This window comes from Spartinivicinus marinus, assembly GCF_026309355.1.
In the GTDB taxonomy this organism is placed as follows: domain Bacteria; phylum Pseudomonadota; class Gammaproteobacteria; order Pseudomonadales; family Zooshikellaceae; genus Spartinivicinus; species Spartinivicinus marinus.
Genome location: NZ_JAPJZK010000001.1, coordinates 2,228,187 through 2,246,460, shown reverse-complemented (window position 1 = coordinate 2,246,460; position 18,274 = coordinate 2,228,187). Strand labels below are relative to the sequence as shown.

At 39.6% G+C, this 18,274-nt stretch carries 20 protein-coding genes; 17 read left to right on the top strand and 3 right to left on the bottom strand.

From position 1 onward, the window contains the following. The first annotated feature begins 275 nt into the window (after positions 1 to 275). The 12 genes from OQE68_RS10130 to OQE68_RS10075 all read left to right on the top strand — a co-directional run bounded on the left by OQE68_RS10130 (position 276) and on the right by OQE68_RS10075 (position 7,327). On the top strand, positions 276 to 650 hold the full coding sequence (locus OQE68_RS10130; RefSeq protein WP_180566450.1) for a DUF423 domain-containing protein: 375 nt from the start codon (positions 276 to 278) through the stop codon (positions 648 to 650). 76 nt (positions 651 to 726) lie between these two features. Next, on the top strand, positions 727 to 1,428 hold the full coding sequence (gene trmB / locus OQE68_RS10125; protein ID WP_180566449.1) for a tRNA (guanosine(46)-N7)-methyltransferase TrmB: 702 nt from the start codon (positions 727 to 729) through the stop codon (positions 1,426 to 1,428). Between the two features lie 364 nt (positions 1,429 to 1,792). After that, positions 1,793 to 2,344 carry an MOSC domain-containing protein gene (locus OQE68_RS10120; RefSeq protein WP_180566448.1) on the top strand — a complete coding sequence of 184 codons (552 nt, stop codon included), beginning with the start codon at positions 1,793 to 1,795 and terminating at the stop codon, positions 2,342 to 2,344. A 162-nt stretch (positions 2,345 to 2,506) separates the two neighbouring features. Beyond that, entirely contained in the window at positions 2,507 to 2,947 is a 441-nt protein-coding gene (locus OQE68_RS10115; RefSeq protein WP_219339877.1) for an acetyltransferase, read from the top strand. A 33-nt stretch (positions 2,948 to 2,980) separates the two neighbouring features. Beyond that, a complete protein-coding gene (locus OQE68_RS10110; RefSeq protein WP_180566447.1) occupies positions 2,981 to 3,463 on the top strand; it encodes a GNAT family N-acetyltransferase in 483 nt (160 codons plus the stop codon). Positions 3,464 to 3,466: 3 nt separating this feature from the next. Then, the gene (locus OQE68_RS10105; RefSeq protein ID WP_180566446.1) at positions 3,467 to 3,880 is read left to right on the top strand and encodes a VOC family protein; all 414 of its coding nucleotides are present in this window, start codon (positions 3,467 to 3,469) and stop codon (positions 3,878 to 3,880) included. Positions 3,881 to 3,887: 7 nt separating this feature from the next. Further along, positions 3,888 to 4,421, top strand: a complete 534-nt coding sequence (locus tag OQE68_RS10100) for a GNAT family N-acetyltransferase (protein WP_180566445.1) — start codon at positions 3,888 to 3,890, stop codon at positions 4,419 to 4,421. Between the two features lie 20 nt (positions 4,422 to 4,441). After that, positions 4,442 to 4,972 (top strand): dihydrofolate reductase family protein, encoded by a 531-nt coding sequence (locus OQE68_RS10095; RefSeq protein WP_180566444.1) that lies wholly within the window; start codon positions 4,442 to 4,444, stop codon positions 4,970 to 4,972. 36 nt (positions 4,973 to 5,008) lie between these two features. Continuing rightward, positions 5,009 to 5,383, top strand: a complete 375-nt coding sequence (locus OQE68_RS10090) for a nuclear transport factor 2 family protein (RefSeq protein WP_180566443.1) — start codon at positions 5,009 to 5,011, stop codon at positions 5,381 to 5,383. 248 nt (positions 5,384 to 5,631) lie between these two features. Beyond that, a complete protein-coding gene (gene can, locus OQE68_RS10085; RefSeq protein WP_180566442.1) occupies positions 5,632 to 6,261 on the top strand; it encodes a carbonate dehydratase in 630 nt (209 codons plus the stop codon). 190 nt (positions 6,262 to 6,451) lie between these two features. Further along, entirely contained in the window at positions 6,452 to 6,850 is a 399-nt protein-coding gene (gene fos, locus OQE68_RS10080) for a fosfomycin resistance glutathione transferase (protein ID WP_180566441.1), read from the top strand. 48 nt (positions 6,851 to 6,898) lie between these two features. Continuing rightward, entirely contained in the window at positions 6,899 to 7,327 is a 429-nt protein-coding gene (locus OQE68_RS10075; RefSeq protein WP_180566440.1) for a hypothetical protein, read from the top strand. Positions 7,328 to 7,401: 74 nt separating this feature from the next. Here OQE68_RS10075 and OQE68_RS10070 read toward each other — a convergent pair whose 3' ends face one another. Then, positions 7,402 to 8,085 carry a hypothetical protein gene (locus tag OQE68_RS10070; RefSeq protein WP_180566439.1) on the bottom strand — a complete coding sequence of 228 codons (684 nt, stop codon included), beginning with the start codon at positions 8,083 to 8,085 and terminating at the stop codon, positions 7,402 to 7,404. 740 nt (positions 8,086 to 8,825) lie between these two features. Between OQE68_RS10070 and OQE68_RS10065 the strand changes: the two genes are divergently transcribed. Then, the gene (locus OQE68_RS10065) at positions 8,826 to 9,689 is read left to right on the top strand and encodes an alpha/beta hydrolase (RefSeq protein ID WP_180566438.1); all 864 of its coding nucleotides are present in this window, start codon (positions 8,826 to 8,828) and stop codon (positions 9,687 to 9,689) included. A gap of 16 nt (positions 9,690 to 9,705) precedes the next feature. Here OQE68_RS10065 and OQE68_RS10060 read toward each other — a convergent pair whose 3' ends face one another. Then, a complete protein-coding gene (locus OQE68_RS10060; RefSeq protein WP_180566437.1) occupies positions 9,706 to 11,085 on the bottom strand; it encodes a TRAP transporter large permease in 1,380 nt (459 codons plus the stop codon). Beyond that, the gene (locus tag OQE68_RS10055) at positions 11,085 to 11,636 is read right to left on the bottom strand and encodes a TRAP transporter small permease subunit (protein WP_180566436.1); all 552 of its coding nucleotides are present in this window, start codon (positions 11,634 to 11,636) and stop codon (positions 11,085 to 11,087) included. Before OQE68_RS10055 ends, OQE68_RS10060 begins: the two co-directional genes overlap by 1 nt. A 380-nt stretch (positions 11,637 to 12,016) precedes the next feature. On the opposite strand from OQE68_RS10055, the gene OQE68_RS10050 reads away from it, so the two are divergent. The 4 genes from OQE68_RS10050 to pstB all read left to right on the top strand — a co-directional run bounded on the left by OQE68_RS10050 (position 12,017) and on the right by pstB (position 18,207). Continuing rightward, entirely contained in the window at positions 12,017 to 12,994 is a 978-nt protein-coding gene (locus OQE68_RS10050; RefSeq protein WP_180566435.1) for a PstS family phosphate ABC transporter substrate-binding protein, read from the top strand. 227 nt (positions 12,995 to 13,221) lie between these two features. Next, the gene (locus OQE68_RS10045; RefSeq protein ID WP_180566434.1) at positions 13,222 to 15,534 is read left to right on the top strand and encodes an ABC transporter permease subunit; all 2,313 of its coding nucleotides are present in this window, start codon (positions 13,222 to 13,224) and stop codon (positions 15,532 to 15,534) included. A 21-nt stretch (positions 15,535 to 15,555) separates the two neighbouring features. Beyond that, the gene (gene pstA, locus OQE68_RS10040; protein ID WP_266195878.1) at positions 15,556 to 17,226 is read left to right on the top strand and encodes a phosphate ABC transporter permease PstA; all 1,671 of its coding nucleotides are present in this window, start codon (positions 15,556 to 15,558) and stop codon (positions 17,224 to 17,226) included. Between the two features lie 180 nt (positions 17,227 to 17,406). Beyond that, positions 17,407 to 18,207, top strand: a complete 801-nt coding sequence (gene pstB / locus OQE68_RS10035; RefSeq protein WP_219339892.1) for a phosphate ABC transporter ATP-binding protein PstB — start codon at positions 17,407 to 17,409, stop codon at positions 18,205 to 18,207. The last annotated feature ends 67 nt before the right edge of the window (positions 18,208 to 18,274 follow it).

Here is an 18,274-nt window from a genome sequence, read left to right as displayed (position 1 = left end):
TTAGTGTACAGATATCAATAGATTAGGGCGCTTAACTTAACTAAGTGATGAAGCAACGTTTAATAAAATGACTAAATTATTAATACGTAAGCAATAAGAAAATAAAGTAATAAGAATCAAAGTAAATACAAGTGCCCTGCTATTTTATCAAAGTTACCCATCTACCTATATATTTTCACTTCTATTACTCTTTCTTTAAATCTATTACTTTCATTGTATTCACTTGGTTATAATTCTTTGTTTTACGGCAGGGTTATGAAAATAATGGTGAATCAATGGCCAAGTTAATATTACTATCTACAGGAATCAGTGGAGCACTGGCAGTTATGCTAGGAGCATTTGGGGCTCATGGGCTGAAGTCAAGGCTGGCTGAGAACCTACTCACTGTGTATCAAACAGGCATACAATATCACTTTTATCATACATTGGCCTTGGGGTTTGTTGCTCTGGCGCTATACCGTTGGCCAGGAAGTACCTTGCTAAGTGTTGCTGGCTGGAGCTTTATAATAGGTATACTGTTGTTTAGTGGAAGTCTTTATTTACTAGCTGTAACAGGTATTAAATGGTTAGGAGCTGTCACTCCTATTGGTGGTGTAGCATTTATTATAGGCTGGGCTTGTATTAGCTGGTTTGCGGCAAGAAATGTTTAATTCTTGCTTGTTGTTTGAAATGTAAACACTATAAAATAGCCCGCTTTGTTCGCAGCAGATCACTTAGACGTTACTTATGAATCAAGATCAGCAATCAACTAAGCATCTTCGGCAAGTTAAAAGCTATGTACTACGTGCAGGAAGAATGACCGTTGGGCAGCAACGTGGCTGGGACGACGTATGGCCAGAGTTGGGGCTTACCATTGATGGTGGTGTGCAAACCATGGATGAGCTGTTTGGCCGAGAGGCTCCACTGGTATTAGAAATTGGTTTTGGAATGGGCCATTCGTTGTTGAAAATGGCAGAGCAAGAACCTGAAAAAAACTTTATTGGTATTGAAGTACACCGTCCTGGGGTTGGCAGTCTATTAAATGAAGCTCAAAAAGCCGGGCTTACCAATTTGCGAGTGTATTGTGATGATGCAGTTGAGGTATTGAAGCACTGTATCCCAGATGAAAGTATTGACCGCCTCCAGTTATACTTCCCTGATCCATGGCATAAAAAGCGTCACCATAAACGCCGCATAGTGCAGCCAGCCTTTGTCCAGGCATTACGAGCTAAACTAAAAGTGAATGGGCTCTTCCATATGGCGACAGATTGGGAAAATTATGCAGAGCATATGCTTGAAGTAATGCAGGAAGCTGAAGGTTTTGAAAATACCTCGACTCAAAACGACTATGTAGCACGGCCAAACTATCGCCCTATCACTAAGTTTGAAAAACGTGGTGCTAGGTTAGGGCATGGTGTATGGGACTTAGTGTTTAAGCGCATAAGCTAGTAGCTAAGTCACGAAATAAGGTAATCACTTCTTATTTGCTTGTCAGTTGGTAGTACAACACTTGATGTGTTAATAAAAGGTCGCATTTTAATGCGGCCTTTTTTGTGTTTGAATATTCTGTTTGATGAAAAATTACCTGTTGTCTTTTATATGCTTGCTCAGGGATTGGGCATTAGTGAGTATTAAGTTTGCACTAACCAGCTTACTGGGAGCGATTTAACGCGAAACTGCATTTAGGCAGCACTTTGAAGAGGAGCTTACATGAAAATACTTTGAACTAGGATTAACAGAGATTGTTCAATTTTTAAAAGCAGATGCGGTTAATAAATAAGATACCTTTATTTGTAATAAAATGGAGTACTAAGTGAATAGTTATACATCAAGAGAGGGCCTTGAATTAGCGTTAGAAATAATTAAACAGTCACCAAAACAGGAAGGCAGTGTAAAATTAATAGTTTGTCGCCCCAGCGTTGATCAGCGTAAAGTATTAGAGGTAGGTGAACTAAGTCTAGAAGAAGGCTTGCTAGGAGATAACTGGAAACAACGAGAGCTTACCCGATCTAAAAATGGAATGGTCAAGGTTGATAACCAACTAAATTTGATGAACTCTAGAGTGATCGAAGCTATTACCACTGATAAAGAACAGTGGCAATTAGCAGGCGATCAGTTTTATGTGGATTTTGATTTAAGCTATGAAAATACGCCACCAGGTGCTCAGTTATTAATAGGTAATGCTATTATAGAAGTAACAGAAGAACCCCACTTAGGTTGTAAAAAATTTGCAGATCGATTTGGAATGGATGCAGTAAAATTTGTCAATTCCGAGCAAGGCAAGCAGTTAAACTTGCGTGGTATAAATGCAAAAATTATTAAACCAGGGTTGGTGAAAGTAGGCTCAATAATTAAGAAAATTTAAGTTGGTATATCGGATATATTAGCTTCAAAGGTTTATATTAGTGGATTATTTAAAGATTAATAAAGAAGCTTTGAATAAGCGGTCGGAAGTTCATGTAGATTCTGAGTTTTTTCAATTCTAGGGAAAAAGCTTTAAATTAAGATTGGTTTTAGTGAGAGTTGTATGACAATAAAGATAGTAGCTGTAGATAAAACTGAATATATAGAAATAGTTAATGTATGGGAGGTATCAGTGAGAGCCACTCATGATTTTCTAACCGAAGCAGATATCCAGTTTTTTAAGCCAAAAATACTGAACGAATATCTTAAGGCTGTAGAGCATCTATGGTGTGCTAAAAGCAGTAAAGGACAAATTATTGGTTTTGTTGGTGTTGCTGAAGACAACATTGAAATGTTGTTTATTTCACCAGAAAGTAGAGGTAACGGCGTTGGTAAGCTGTTAACAAGCTATGCAGTGGAACAGTTAGGTGCTAATAAAGTCGATGTGAATGAGCAAAATACTCAAGCTGTCGGTTTTTATGAGCGATTAGGGTTTAAGGTGGTGAATCGCTCAGAGGTTGATGGGCTTGGAAAACCTTATCCATTATTACATATGCAGTTATAGTATGAGTTTTGTTCGTTTGGGAGAGAAAGACTGATGTCAGAAGTAGTAATTCGTCAAGCAACGTATAAAGATGCAAGTTTAATTCTTGAGTTTATCAAGGAGCTAGCCCGATACGAAAAAGCTGAACATGAAGTGATAGCAGCAGAAGCAGATATCATTGAAACGTTATTTGCTGACACTTCGACAACTCAAGCATTAATTTGTGAAAGTGATGGGCAGCCAATAGGGTATGCTGTTTACTTTTTTAACTACTCTACCTGGTTGGGTAAAAATGGGCTATACCTTGAAGATTTATATATCACACCTAAAAAGCGCGGAGTAGGAGCTGGTAAAGCGATGTTAACCTATTTAGCTAAGCAGGCAGTATCTCACAACTGTGGTCGATTTGAGTGGAGTTGTCTTGATTGGAATGAGCCTGCTATTAAATTCTATGAGTCTTTAGGCGCTAAAGCACAAAATGAATGGGTAGGGTATCGTTTGTCTGGGCAAGCATTATTAGACTTAGCTGAGTCATAATGTATGCTTATTGAGCATATCAACATCAGTGGGCCAAGTGAGTTGTTGGCAGAGTTAAAAGCGTTTTACTGCGAGTTGTTTGGTTTGGTTGAAGGGTATCGGCCAAACTTCTCTCGAAAAGGCTATTGGTTATACTCTGCAGATAAAGCTTTGATTCACTTGACAGAAAGTGATAAGCATTATGGCAGTGAGAAGCCAGGATACTTAGATCATATCGCTTTTCAGATTACTGGGCTAAAGGAATTTATTTCTAAACTGAAAAAGATGGACATTGAGTATACTGTAGATCATTTAGCTGATATAGGAATGACTCAGTTATTTTTCAAAGACCCAGCAGATATAGGGGTTGAAGCTAATTTTTTGTACGAGATAATTTCCAGCAAATATAAGCAACTAAAAAATACCAGGGTAAGGTGAACGTAATATGTTTGTATTAGAAGTAAATAAAACAATTAAATTAGAGCTTGTTCATCCTGCAATAGCTCAACAGTTATATAAGTTGGTAGAAAGTAATAGAGCGTATTTATCAGAATGGCTACCATGGGTAAGTAAAGCAGAGTCGATTGAAGACTATGAGTCTTTTATTAAACAAGTGTTATATGACTATGCCGCTGGTAAAAAAATGGCTTGTAGTATTTTATTTGAAGGTAAGTTAGTTGGAGTATGTGGTTTTAATGCTATTGAACCGGTTTTAAAGAGAGCTGAAATAGGCTATTGGATAGCCTCTGAGTATCAAGGCAAAGGAATTGTTACTCAGGTTTGTCAAAAGCTAATAGAAATCGCTTTTGATTATTATAATGTGGATAAAGTACAAATCTCTGCAGCTAAAGATAATATTAGAAGTCGCGCTATTTGCGAGCGACTAGGAATGAACTTAGAAGGAATCATTACCAACCAAGAAAACGTTAAGGGTAAAATAGTAGATCATGCTATTTATGGACTACATAAAGAACGATGACTTTTTAATAAGGACTAAAAATGAAAGTTTCAGCTTATATGGCTGCAAGTATCGATGGTTATATTGCAAGAGAAAATGGTGAAATTGATTGGTTGATAGAGGGCGAGAATAGGGAAGAAGATTATGGATATGCTGAATTTATAGCTACTGTCAGCTGCTTAATTATAGGGCGAAATACATTTGAGAAAATACTAAGCTTTCCTGAATGGCCCTATGGAAACAAGCGAGTGATAGTATTAAGCAGAACTATAAAGCAGTTGCCTAGTGCAATAATAAATAAAGCCGAGTTGTGTGGTGGTGACTTATTAAATCTAGTAGAACGGCTAAGTAGTGAGGGAGAAGAAAGGCTGTATATAGATGGTGGAATGATAATTCAGTCTTTTCTTAAGCTGGGGTTAGTCACAGATATAACCATAACCCGAATACCTATTTTATTAGGTAAAGGTATACCTTTATTTGGCTTTTTAGATAGTGATATAAAAATTAATCATGTAGCTACCAATGTATTTGATAATGGGTTTGTTCAGTCAAAATACCTTTTAAACGCTTAAAGCTAATTATATTCTTCACAAAGATGAAAGAACAAAATGATTTCTGAAACAGTAGTGCTCAATTTTTGGAAAGCAATGGCTACCAATGACTTTTATAAAGCCAGTGAATGGTTGGCAGAAGACTTTGAATGCTACTGGCCTCAGTCTTCTGAGTTAATTATTGGGAGGGATAACTTCGCTAAAATTAATACCTACTATCCGGTTTGTGGGACTTGGGTATTTGAAATAGTTAATATTTGTAGTAGTGGCAATCAAGTAGTCACTGAAGTTAAAGTCAGTGATAATAATACTAATGCAACGGTCATCACTTTTCATACGGTAGAAGATGGACTAATAGTCAAGCAAAAGGAATTTTGGCCAGATAGCTTTGAACCTCCTCTATGGCGTAGAAAATGGGTGAAAATTATTTAATGTCAGAGTTTAGCTTGCAATAACCCGATGCTCTGTTTGATACGTTTGAATGATAAGTGAAAGCTCTATACCTATTGAACGCTAGACATGAAGGAGCCAGCGTAAAGTGTTACAACTTTAGATGGCAAAACTAAGGTTGGTTAGATAGAATTTATTACCGTACAGATAGTTGTTTTAGACCCTAACTGGCTCCTACCCTAGGGTGATCAAAACGTTTATTCAAACTGAAATCATAGGGCATCTAGGTTGTGAAGACACTGAAACATTTACTTGATAGAAACCAAGCTTGGGCTGCTTCGATTAAAGAGAAAGATCCAGAGTTTTTTGCGCAATTGTCTAAACAACAAGCACCTGAGTATCTCTGGATTGGGTGCTCTGATAGCCGAGTTCCCGCTAATCAGATAGTTGACTTACCTCCTGGTGAAGTATTTGTCCATCGCAACATTGCCAACGTTGTTGTTCATACGGACCTTAACTGTCTTTCGGTTCTGCAATTCGCGGTAGAAGTGCTAAAGGTAAAGCATATTATTGTGTGTGGCCATTATGGCTGTGGTGGAATTAAAGCGGCCATTGATCATCATGAGCATGGTTTGATCGATAACTGGCTTAGAAATATCAAAGATATCTATCGTTACCACCAGGAAAAGCTAGATGAGGTGAAGGATGAAGGAGAGCGAATCAATGCCTTATGTGAGCTGAATGTTATTGAGCAAGTAGCCAATGTATGCCATACCACAATCGTGCAAAATGCATGGAAAGCTGGTCAGGAGCTGTCTGTACATGGTTGGATTTACAGTATAGAGGATGGCATATTGAGAGATTTAAATGTATGTACTACTAGCCTTGATGAGATAGACCAGATTCACCGAGTAAAATAATCCCTGCCATGTATTAATCAGTAAAACCAGGCTGTCATTAATCCTTTAATGACAGCTGAAAAAACGTTCTACAAAACTCATTTAATATATTACGCAAAAAGTAAAAAAATAGGCCTTTCATAGATTGAAAATAAATATTAAATAATAGCTATTTTTTTCAGTTTTATTTGAATGACTTTAGGGGATAAAAGTGATTAACGGCATAAATCATATTACGCTGGCAGTAAATAATTTAGATAAGCCATTTGAGTTTTATGTGAAAGTTTTAGGCTTCAAACCACATGCAAAATGGAATAAAGGAGCATATTTGTCGGTTGGAGAGCTTTGGTTTTGTTTGTCTGTAGATCATGCCCAGCCAAGTAAGGACTATACTCATATTGCATTTGATGTGAGTGAACAAGATTTTCCAGTATTAAAGGACCGACTGATTGCAATGGGGGTTAGGCAATGGAAGGTTAATACGAGTGAAGGTAGTTCTCTCTATATACTGGACCCCGATGGCCACAAGCTGGAAATTCATGTAGGTAGCTTGCAAAGCCGCTTAGATGCACTGAAAAACAATCCTTATCCAGGTTTAGAGCTATACTAACTGCTATTGTTAAAGGTTATTAAGGCTTACCTATACGAGGGTTAGACAATGGCTGCTGAAACTCAAGACTCTCACTTGGAAAATATCTCAAAAGACTTAGTACAATCCTTGGCTGAAGGTGGTTTGTCTTGGGAATGGGATAATCGCTTTAACACAGCACTAACAGCTTTTTCTGTAAGCAAACAAGAGCTAGTGCATCAAGCCGTTAGTAAAAGCCTAGATACAATATTGGATGCATCTAGTATTGAAACTGCATCTGAGGCAGTCAAAAACGTGTCTAAAAGTCTAGGAGGGGTTTCTCCTGGGCAGCAGTTGTTGATATCTGACCCAGAGAGTGGTTCATTTTTATATTGCGCTTGGTGGCCATGGGGGAATGGAGAGAGTATTTCCATTCGTATCGCACCTGTCTTTATTGGTGATGATGGGACTAAACAAGCCTTGTTAAGTCGATTTAAAGAAATATTTTGTGTTGAATAAACAGCACTAGCATTCTTAAGACAGTAAAAAAGGCTACATTAATGTAGCCTTTTATTTTGCATGCTTAATTGTTATTAAGCTTTAGCGCGGCGATATAAGCCAAGTAAGCCTAATGCAATTAATGCAAGAGGTGCTGGGGTTGGTACTGGTACCGGAGGCTTAGGTGGAACAATAGTAGTGTTTCTATTGTGGAAATCTATACCATTAATACCAGAGTATTTCCAATGAGTGATTGTATTGCCATTGTATTGTGCATTGGGGGTGTAGTCTGCATGTACCCAGCCGCCAATAGTATTATTGAACTCTATACCACCTAACAGATCGCCTGTCTGGTTACGTAACTTTTCATTGATTTGAGCAACGTTAATGGAAAAATCTAACGTTTTAGTATTTTGGTGATAATTAATTACATTATCAAAGCGCTGAACGACTGGGTTTAGGTAGTTAGCTCCATTAATGCGATAGCCTTGGTTAACAGTAATAACGTTGTTTTTCAGGTCGATATGCATAAAGCCTGCATTTTTATTGCTTGGGCTGCTACCGCGGTTAACTACCGCCCATAGGCCATCAGTATCGCGAGTTAAGGATGCTTTGAAAGTGAACTGTTGTAATTGATTGTCGTAAGTGAAAGTAGCCTTTTCAATTGAGTCTTTATTGTTTGGTCTGTTGTGCTTGTTTTGCTCATAAGTATAAACAGTTGCTTGAGCTGTTGTTGCTAGAACGCTACCTAGTGCTAATGTTACTAAAGCTTTTTTCATTTGATTTATAACCTTATAAGAATTTGTCGTGTATGCCTTGCATATTGTTGATTTTAATAAAACCGATATACGAGGAAACTTTACTGCCATTGGAGAGCTAGTATTGTGCCAATTATTATAAAACTGGTTTTATTTAGTGGTTTATTTTAGTAAACGAGGCACTTAACACATTTTATCTGATAAATAGTCTGTAAATGCTTTTGCTATATTTCACAGGATAATATCTACAATAATAAGGGATAAATATTGATCAGGATGGGTGTTTTGTGCGTGTAAATGCTTTTGACAAGGCAGGCAATATATGGAACTAAATGAAATAATTGTTATTTACACTTCGCGAGTACTTAACTAATAAGAGATTTATTGTGCGCTTGTTCAATTTATATTTTTCTAATTTAAACGAGATAAATAGAAGTTAGTAAAAAATACCGTCAGCTGTCACTTCCATAAAATAATACAGGGTCTAACTTGTCACTGAATTAGTGTGCACTAGTATGGGTGGAAAATATCCAATATCATTAATTATACATGTGTAATATTCTTATTATTCATGAAGTATATGAATTGAACTGCATTGCAACAGCTTGGCTTTATTTGTAATGTGAATTGAATCAAGGACGCCTCTAATAGTTGTTCATGGTCTCTGCGCAAGCTGATGGGGTTTTGCGTATTTGCATAAGAGTACAGGCAGTCAACAATTATTATTAGAGACGCCCTCAAGTCGTGAACCAGGAAGGGCTATGCAATACCAACAGTATACTCAAGAATCCCTTGATAGGGACTATAATAACCGCCAGGCAGTAACTAACTTTGATCAAATCCTTTCATCGTGGCAGGAAGCCAGTAAAAAAGCCCGCCAGTTTTATGTGCACTTTGATGATATTAGGTATGGCCTGTCGAATCGGGAAACACTCGATGTCTTTCCAGCTAAACAGGCAAACCAACCAGCTATTTTGTTTATTCATGGTGGTTACTGGCAGTCGATGGATAAAAAGTTTTTTCATTTTTTAGCTCCTATATGGGTAGATCGTGGTGTTAACTTTATTTTTATTAATTATCCACTTGCCCCTCATGAAACCCTTACAGGGATTACTAGTAGTATCCAGCGAGCACTTCACTGGTTTTATCAACATGCAGCTGATTACAAAATTAACCCAGATCAACTATTTCTAATGGGGCATTCAGCGGGTGCCCATTTGGCTAGTTACTTATTAACAATTGACTGGCAACGGCTTAGCCCGAAAATTCCTAACGATGCGATAAAAGGTGTCACTGCACTTAGTGGAATTTATAATTTGACACCCATCCAGCAGAGCTTTGTGAATAGTGTTCTGAAGCTTTCTGATGAAGAAGTGAGTCATTATAGCCCCTTTCGATTGAAGCCATTGATGAAGCCTTCGCTATTGCTCGCAGTGGGGGATCAAGAAATTAAAGGGTTTCATGACCAACAACAGGCATTTGGGGACAGTTGGCGTAGATATTTACCACAATTAAAGGAAATCAAAGTTAAAGGAGTTAACCACTTTACTATTTTGGATCAACTTGGTGAGGCTGGCTCACCGTTATTTATTAAAGTGAGCCAGCAGTTAGGGTTACTCAATTAAGGTTAACTGCTATCTGTTATCCATACATTGCTTGTGGTAGCCATGTAGTCAACCCTGGCCAATAAGCTAATAGTGCCAACAGAATAAGCTGAATAACAATATAAGGTGCAACACCTTTATAAATATCTGTGGTTTTTAATCCTTGTGGTGCAACACCACGAAGATAGAACAATGCAAAGCCAAATGGTGGTGTTAAGAACGAGGTTTGTAAATTAACCGCTATCATTACTCCTAACCAAATGGGGTCCAGCCCCATTGCCAGTAGCACAGGACCAACAATGGGCACTACCACAAAGGTGATTTCGATAAAGTCTAAAATAAAGCCAAGCAAGAAAATAACTACCATTACGATGAAGGTGGCAGTGATGACTCCTCCAGGCATGTCATTAAAAACTTCTTGAATCACTTCATCTCCACCATAGCCCCTGAATACCAGCGAAAATACAGATGCGCCTATCAGGATCATAAAGACCATGCAGGTGACTTGAGTAGTAGACTGAACAACTGCTTTTAATTGGATAATGCTGAGCTGTTTTTTGCTTAAAGCGAGGATCGTTGCGCCCACTGCCCCTACTGCTGCTGCTTCAGTAGGAGTAGCCAGCCCGCCTAAAATTGAGCCAAGTACAGCAAAAATCAGTAACAGTGGGGGGACCAAGCTACCTAGCAGGCTGCTGCTGTCCTGAATATCTTCCTTAAGCTGTTTAGTATCAACTGCAGGGGCGTGGGTGGGCTTGAGCACGGCAACTGCAAATTGATAGGCAATATACATGACCACCAGGAGTAACCCTGGAACAATTGCGCCGACAAATAAGTCACCTACAGATACCGTTTTGGGTGAAAAAATTCCCATATCAATTTGGGCTTGTTGGTAAGCACTAGATAGAACATCCCCTAATAAAACCAGGGCGATAGAAGGTGGAATAATTTGTCCCAAAGTGCCTGTAGCGCAGATAGTGCCAGCGGCCAAGCTTTTGTTATAGCCTCTTTTTAACATGGTGGGTAATGATAATAACCCCATAGTTACCACGGTAGCACCAACAATGCCGGTGCTGGCCGCTAATAACATACCCACTACCGTAACGGAAATACCTAATCCACCCGGAAATCGACCAAACAAAAGAGCCATGCTATTGAGCAGGTTTTCGGCTATTTTGGACTTTTCTAGCATGACCCCCATAAAAACAAATAAAGGGACAGCCATCAGGGTTTCATTGGTCATAGTCCCATAGAGGCGGCTGGGTAATGCATTAAGAATAACGGGATCAAAAGCACCAGTTGCAGAACCAACAGCAGCAAACGCAATTGCAGTACCTGCCAGAGAAAAGGCGACCGGATAGCCCAGTAGCAGCACCCCACAGACAACTGCAAACATCAGAAGTGGTATTGCTTCCATCATTAGGCAGCCCCCTCACTTATCGACTCATTAGGAGGTGTTTCTTGGTTTTTAATAATGAGAATTGCACGAAGAAACTCCCCAATACCTTGCAGAAGCAGGGTGACGACTAATGCTAAAATAAAACTTTTCAGTATGAATACTCCAGGTAACCCTCCAGCCTGGCTGGAGCCTTCATAGATTCGCCAGGATTCTGTGACAAACGCCCAGCTCATCCAACCAATAAATAACACCACTGGAATCAGTAAAAATAAACTGCCGAAACAATTGATTAATGCTTGGGCTTTAGGTTTGAAGTGACAATAGAAAATATCAACCCGTACATGCCCATTGTGCTTAAGGGTATAGCCACTGGCGACGAGGAAAATAAAGGAGTGCACATAGATGGCAGATTCCTGAAAGGCAATAGAGCCAAAACCAAAGCCATAACGTAAAACCACCACCACAAACACAATAGCCATTAGTAGCAGGTTAAACCATGCGGTAAAGTTACCAATTGCTTCTGTGATCCGGTCAATGATGGCAACAATATTAGTTATCTTTTTAATGCTCATCTGACACCTATACTGAGTACTTAAGTAGCATTGAGTGCTCTTATATATTGTTGTTTATTGTTTACAGTACTGATTGGCAAACGCCTGCAGTAATCCCTGGGCAATTATCTTGGCCAGTATACCAAGTTATTACACATTAGCGATTTGTAGAACACTTTAACCAGGATTTGTGCGAATCATAGCTAGTTTAGGCAGCTATAACGTAGGGCTGAAGTAAAAGAAGAGCTAAGCATTCAAGCATTGACCAAAGCATGACAAATTAGTGATAGGCTGTTGGTTTTTCATTCATATCTTTAACAAAAACGTCATATTAACTCCATATAGTTAACACCACTTAGATTAATACTGTGCCAGGAAAACAAATCCATTAGGAGCATGTGATGAAATTGAACAGAATTCTTCCAGCTGCTGCTCTAGTTGCGGTAGGCACGATGAGTGGGCTAACCCAAGCTGCTCAAGAAGTGGACCCTAAAATTACCAGCTATGCTAAGGCCAGTGGTGTTTCTGGTAACTTATCCAGTGTTGGCTCCGACACTTTAGCTAACTTGATGACCTTATGGGCAGAAGAGTTTAAGCGAGTGTATCCAAACGTTAATATCCAAATTCAAGCAGCAGGCTCATCAACAGCCCCTCCGGCTTTAACAGAAGGGACGGCTAATTTAGGGCCAATGAGTCGTAAGATGAAAGATAAAGAGCTGGAAGCATTTGAGAAAAAGTATGGCTACAAGCCAACAGCGATTCCAGTTGCTATTGATGCGTTAGCCGTATTTGTTAACAAAGATAATCCCATTAAAGGGCTAACCATCAAACAGGTTGATGCCATTTTCTCTACTACCCGTAAATGTGGTTATAAAAAGGATATTAATACTTGGGGGAAAGTAGGTTTAAATGGCCCATGGGAAAAGCGTGATATTCAGTTATTCGGCCGTAACTCAGTTTCTGGCACATACGGCTACTATAAAAAGAAAGCTCTCTGTAAAGGGGATTTCAAAAATAATGTAAATGAGCAGCCTGGATCTGCTTCGGTAGTGCAGTCGATTAGTGCTTCAATTAACAGTATTGGTTACTCAGGTATTGGCTATAAAACATCAAGTGTTCGCACAGTACCACTGGCTAAAAAAGACGGCCAGTCGTTTATTGAAGCAACACCTGAAAACGCGGCTAAAGGCTCTTATCCACTTTCTCGATTCTTGTATGTATATGTAAACAAGCAGCCAAATAAACCGCTATCACCACTGGATCGAGAATTTATTAAGCTAGTTTTATCCAAACAAGGCCAGGAAGTTGTAATAAAAGATGGCTATATTCCACTGCCTGCTAAAGTAGTTGAGAAGCAGTTGAAGAAGTTAGGCGTCTAACCTTAACTTCTTCTAGCCGAAAGTTTTTATGTAGGCTAGCTAGAGACGTAAGTAAACACAAAATATGAGCCGAGTACTCTATAAAATAGTGCTCGGTTATTTTGTTTGTATTATACCTTTCGCTTTGGCTCTATGTTAGAAACTCAAAAACAGCATCTGAATATTTCAGCACCGCTCCTCATTAGTTTGTAACATATTTGTAATAATCAGCCTCTATCGTACCTGCCATGAAAGAGCAAACCACATACACACCAAAAATTGATTTAAACACGGCAAGTGCCAAACGTTATCGGCGTTTACGTCACTTTAAAGATATCTTTGCTAAGTGGGGTGTCGCGATTGGTGGTATTGGCGTTATTGTTGCCATACTGCTGATATTTCTCTATTTGATGTATGAGGTTATGCCGCTGTTTAAGTCAGCATCAATTGAAAAAATCAGCCAATACTCAGTACCTGTGGTAGATGTATCGGGTGGGAGAGAAGTGGACAACGAGGCTGAAGAGCAAGCTAAAACTCTTTACCTTAGTATGGAAGAGCAGGCTGAAATAGGTCTAAGGGTGGATAGTGAAGGGAATGCTATCTTTTTTAAAACCCACTCTGGCGAAATACTAAAAAAGCATACCTTGCCAATTCCTGTTAGTAGCAAAATAACCGCTATAGCCGAAGCAGGACCTGGGGCTGATGAACTTGCTCTAGGATTCAGCAATGGTGAAACGTTGGTTTTTAAGCATGAATATGCTGTGAGTTATGGTGAAAATAATCAACGCCTGATTGAACCATCTATTCAATATCCTTATGGTGAAGAACCTGTTGTACTATCTAAAACCGGTGATGCCATTACCCATATTGCTATCCGTGATACAGAAGAATCACTTGCTATTGCGGGCGCAACAGATAGCAACTTGCTGCTTAATATTCTCAATAAAGAAGAAGACTTCCTAACAGAAGAAATTACCTTTGAAGAAGAGCATTTAGAGCTACCAAAAATCACTGGGGATATTAAAGGGTTGCTGATCGATCCCGAGCAACGCTGGCTTTATGTATTAATAGATCAAGCGCAGTTGGCAATACTGAATATTGCCGATCGGGAACACCCAAAGATTAATAGCGTGTTAGATGTTACCAGTGGTGAATATCAACTGTCACAAGCAAAATTATTGCTTGGCGGTGTTTCTTTGTTATTAGGAGACAGTGGCGGCAATATTTCTCAATGGTTTCTTGTTAGAGATAAAGATAGTGAATGGCGCCTAGAGCGAATTAGGGACTTTACATTAGCAAATAACAACATAACAAGTATTGCTCCTGAACATCGTCGCAAAGGCTTTTTGGTTGCAGATGACCAAGGGCGGATAGGAGTTTACAACACAACTGCCCACCGCACATTAATTAATGAGCAAATTAGCGAAAAGCCAATTAGCTGGCTGGCCGTCTCTCCCCGTGGTAAAGCATTTTTAGCTGAAGATCAAAATGGTCAGATGAGCTTTTGGAGTGTTGATAATGAGCATCCAGAAGTTTCCTGGTCTGTATTATGGGATGAAGTATGGTATGAAAACTATGATAAGCCTGATTATATTTGGCAGTCATCAGCATCTACCAACGACTTTGAGCCCAAGATGAGCTTGATGCCATTGGCATTCGGCACCTTAAAAGCAGCGTTTTATGCCATGTTGCTTGCTACACCATTGGCAATTTGTGGCGCAATTTATACGGCTTATTTTATGGCCCCTGCTATGCGTCGGAAAGTTAAACCAGTTATTGAGTTAATGGAAGCATTGCCTACGGTTATTCTTGGCTTCTTGGCTGGGCTCTGGCTAGCACCGTTTGTAGAAGACCACTTAACAGGGATTTTTACCTTACTCATTGTAGTACCCATAGGCTTTTTATTGGTTTCATTTGGCTGGCATCAATTGCCGGATAATATTAAGCACCGAGTGCAGGATGGCTGGCAACCATTATTACTCATTCCGGTAGTCATTGTTTTAAGCTGGCTGGCTATAGCAATGAGTTCTACTATGGAGGCCTTATTTTTTGGTGGCGATATGCGTAGCTGGCTGGGCGAACAAGGTATTAGCTTTGATCAGCGTAATGCGCTTGTCGTAGGTTTAGCTATGGGTTTTGCCGTCATTCCAACAATTTTTTCTATTACCGAAGATGCTATTTTCAGTGTGCCCAAACATTTAAGTTATGGCTCATTGGCGTTAGGGGCAACTCCCTGGCAAACCTTAACTCGGGTTGTTTTATTAACGGCAAGCCCAGGTATTTTTTCTGCAGTAATGATAGGTATGGGTAGAGCCGTGGGAGAAACCATGATTGTACTAATGGCAACAGGTAATACACCCATAATGGATGTAAATATTTTTGAGGGAATGCGTACTTTGGCTGCCAATATTGCGGTAGAAATGCCTGAGTCTGAAGTAGGAAGCTCTCATTACCGGGTATTATTTTTAGCTGCATTAGTGCTGTTTTTATTTACCTTTATTGTTAACACCATGGCTGAAATGATTCGTCATCGGCTTAGAAAGCGTTACAGCTCACTATAACAGTTGAGATAGGTGAAAATGATGCGTATCTCCTTACAAAAGTGGTATCGAAGTGGCGAACCTTGGGTTTGGTTGAACGCCGGTGCCGTCTCCATCAGCATTGTTATGGTGGTGGGGTTATTAGCATTAATTGCCGTAAGAGGCATGGGGCATTTTTGGCCTGGTGCTATTATGCAAGCCAATTACGAGTTACCAGGCTCTGAAAGCCGATTAGTTGCAGGCGAAGAAGTTGATCACGAAGAAGTACCCATAAAGCAGCTTAAAAATGCAGGTGTACCCATCATAGAGGGTATTGAAACCATGCAACGGACGCTGTTAAAAGTGGGTAACCGCGACTTAACGAATGCTGATTTTCAGTGGGTAGTGGCCAATTATTTAACCAACATGGAATACCCTGAAGAGATTATGGCGATAGAGCGCCGAGAGTGGGGTAATTTTTATGGCTACTTAAGAGCCGTTAAGCAAGACGGAGAATTAATAGCAGGTGCCAATGATGCAGAACTGTGGAATATTTTTCAGCAGCGGATTGAGCGGGCATTAACGATATACAACGATATTTATGAAATTGAAAAACATGATATTGGCGCCATAAACTCTGAACTGGAAAGGTTAAGGTTACAACAGCGTCGATTGGAGCTGAATGATGAATTAACGTCCACTCAATTAGCTGATATCAGAGCTCAGGAAGCAGAGCTACAAGCACAATATAAGCAGCTTGAGAAGAAACTAGCTAAATTACATATTTCTTTTCAGCGTGACAGTATTGTTGTTGATTCTGTTGATGGAAATACCACGGAAATATCACTGGCGAAAGTCGTTCGGGCATATCAACCTAATGCCATGAACCTTTGGCAAAAAATAGCCTTTTATGGTGAGAAAGTGTGGGAGTTTGTCAGCGATGAGCCCCGTGAAGCTAATACCGAAGGCGGCATTTTTCCGGCCATTTTTGGCACAGTGATGATGGTTATTCTGATGTCAGTTATGGTAACGCCATTTGGCGTTATCGCTGCAGTTTACTTACGAGAATATGCTAGCCAAGGTGTAATTACCCGAACGATTCGAATAGCTGTGAATAATTTGGCTGGTGTGCCATCTATTGTTTATGGCGTGTTTGGTTTAGGCTTTTTTGTTTATTTTCTTGGTTCTAATATCGATCAGATATTTTTTGCTGAGGCATTGCCTTCGCCAACATATGGTACCCCAGGGTTGCTATGGGCTTCTATTACTTTGGCGTTACTTACTTTACCGGTTGTGATTGTTGCAACGGAAGAAGGCTTATCACGCATTCCACGAGCTGTGCGTGAAGGTAGCCTGGCATTAGGAGCAACCAAGGCCGAAACTTTGTGGCGAGTTGTACTACCAATGGCTAGTCCTGCTATGATGACGGGCTTGATCCTAGCTGTAGCAAGGGCTGCAGGCGAGGTGGCACCGTTAATGTTGGTGGGGGTGGTAAAATTAGCCCCTTCACTGCCGCTGGATGGCAACTATCCTTATTTACATCTCGACCAGAAGTTTATGCATCTGGGCTTCCATATTTTTGATGTAGGCTTTCAAAGTCCCAACGTGGAAGCAGCCCGTCCATTGGTATATGCCACAGCGTTGTTATTGGTCATTGTGATTGCTGTTTTAAATTTATCAGCTGTCGCAATTCGTAATCATTTACGTGAAAAATATAAAGCGTTAGAAGTTTAACTGTCGCATTCTTAAATTATTATTGGATACGACACTGGCTATATGAAATTAATTTATATATAGCTAGTATTAAAGCATTTATTATTAAAATAGTGAGAGTATGTTATGACGGCCCTCGCAACCCTTGAAGTACAGAAAACTAACCAACAGGGAAACCAGCCATTGACTCATGGTGTAGATATGGCAACCCTCGGGCGTGGGAGGCAAAGTCTTGATTTAAGTCAGGAGCAGCTTTGTCTTGAAATTGCCAATGTAAATTTATTTTATAGTGAGAAACAGGCGCTATTTGACATCAATATGTCAATTCCGCAAAAAAGAGTAACCGCTTTTATTGGCCCCTCTGGTTGTGGTAAATCCACGCTATTAAGAAGCCTAAACCGAATGAATGATTTGGTTGACGGCTGTCGGGTAGAGGGTCGCATAGCTTTAGATAATCAAAATATTTATGATCGCTCTGTGAATGTGGCGGATCTTCGCAGACGAGTGGGAATGGTGTTTCAAAAGCCTAATCCATTTCCAAAAAGTATTTATGAAAATGTTGCTTATGGGTTAAGAATCCAGGGCATTAATAAAAAACGGGTGTTGGATGAAGTGGTTGAATGGGCTTTAAAAGGCGCTGCATTATGGGATGAAGTGAAAGACCGACTTCATGAAAGCGCCTTAGGTATGTCAGGTGGGCAACAACAGCGATTAGTTATTGCCAGAACTATTGCGGTAGAACCTGAAGTATTGCTGCTGGATGAACCTGCATCAGCGCTAGACCCTATCTCTACATTAAAGATCGAAGAGCTGATTAATGAGTTAAAGTCAAAATACACTATTGTGATTGTTACTCATAATATGCAGCAGGCTGCTCGAGTTTCCGATTACACTGCATTTATGTATATGGGTAAATTAGTAGAATTTGACGACACAGATACACTGTTTACCAACCCAGCACAAAAGCAAACAGAGGACTATATTACAGGGCGTTATGGCTAATTTTTATGCCCTGAGAATTAATATAAAGGACATAAACATCAAGTGTCGTTTTTGAGGAATGATCTCA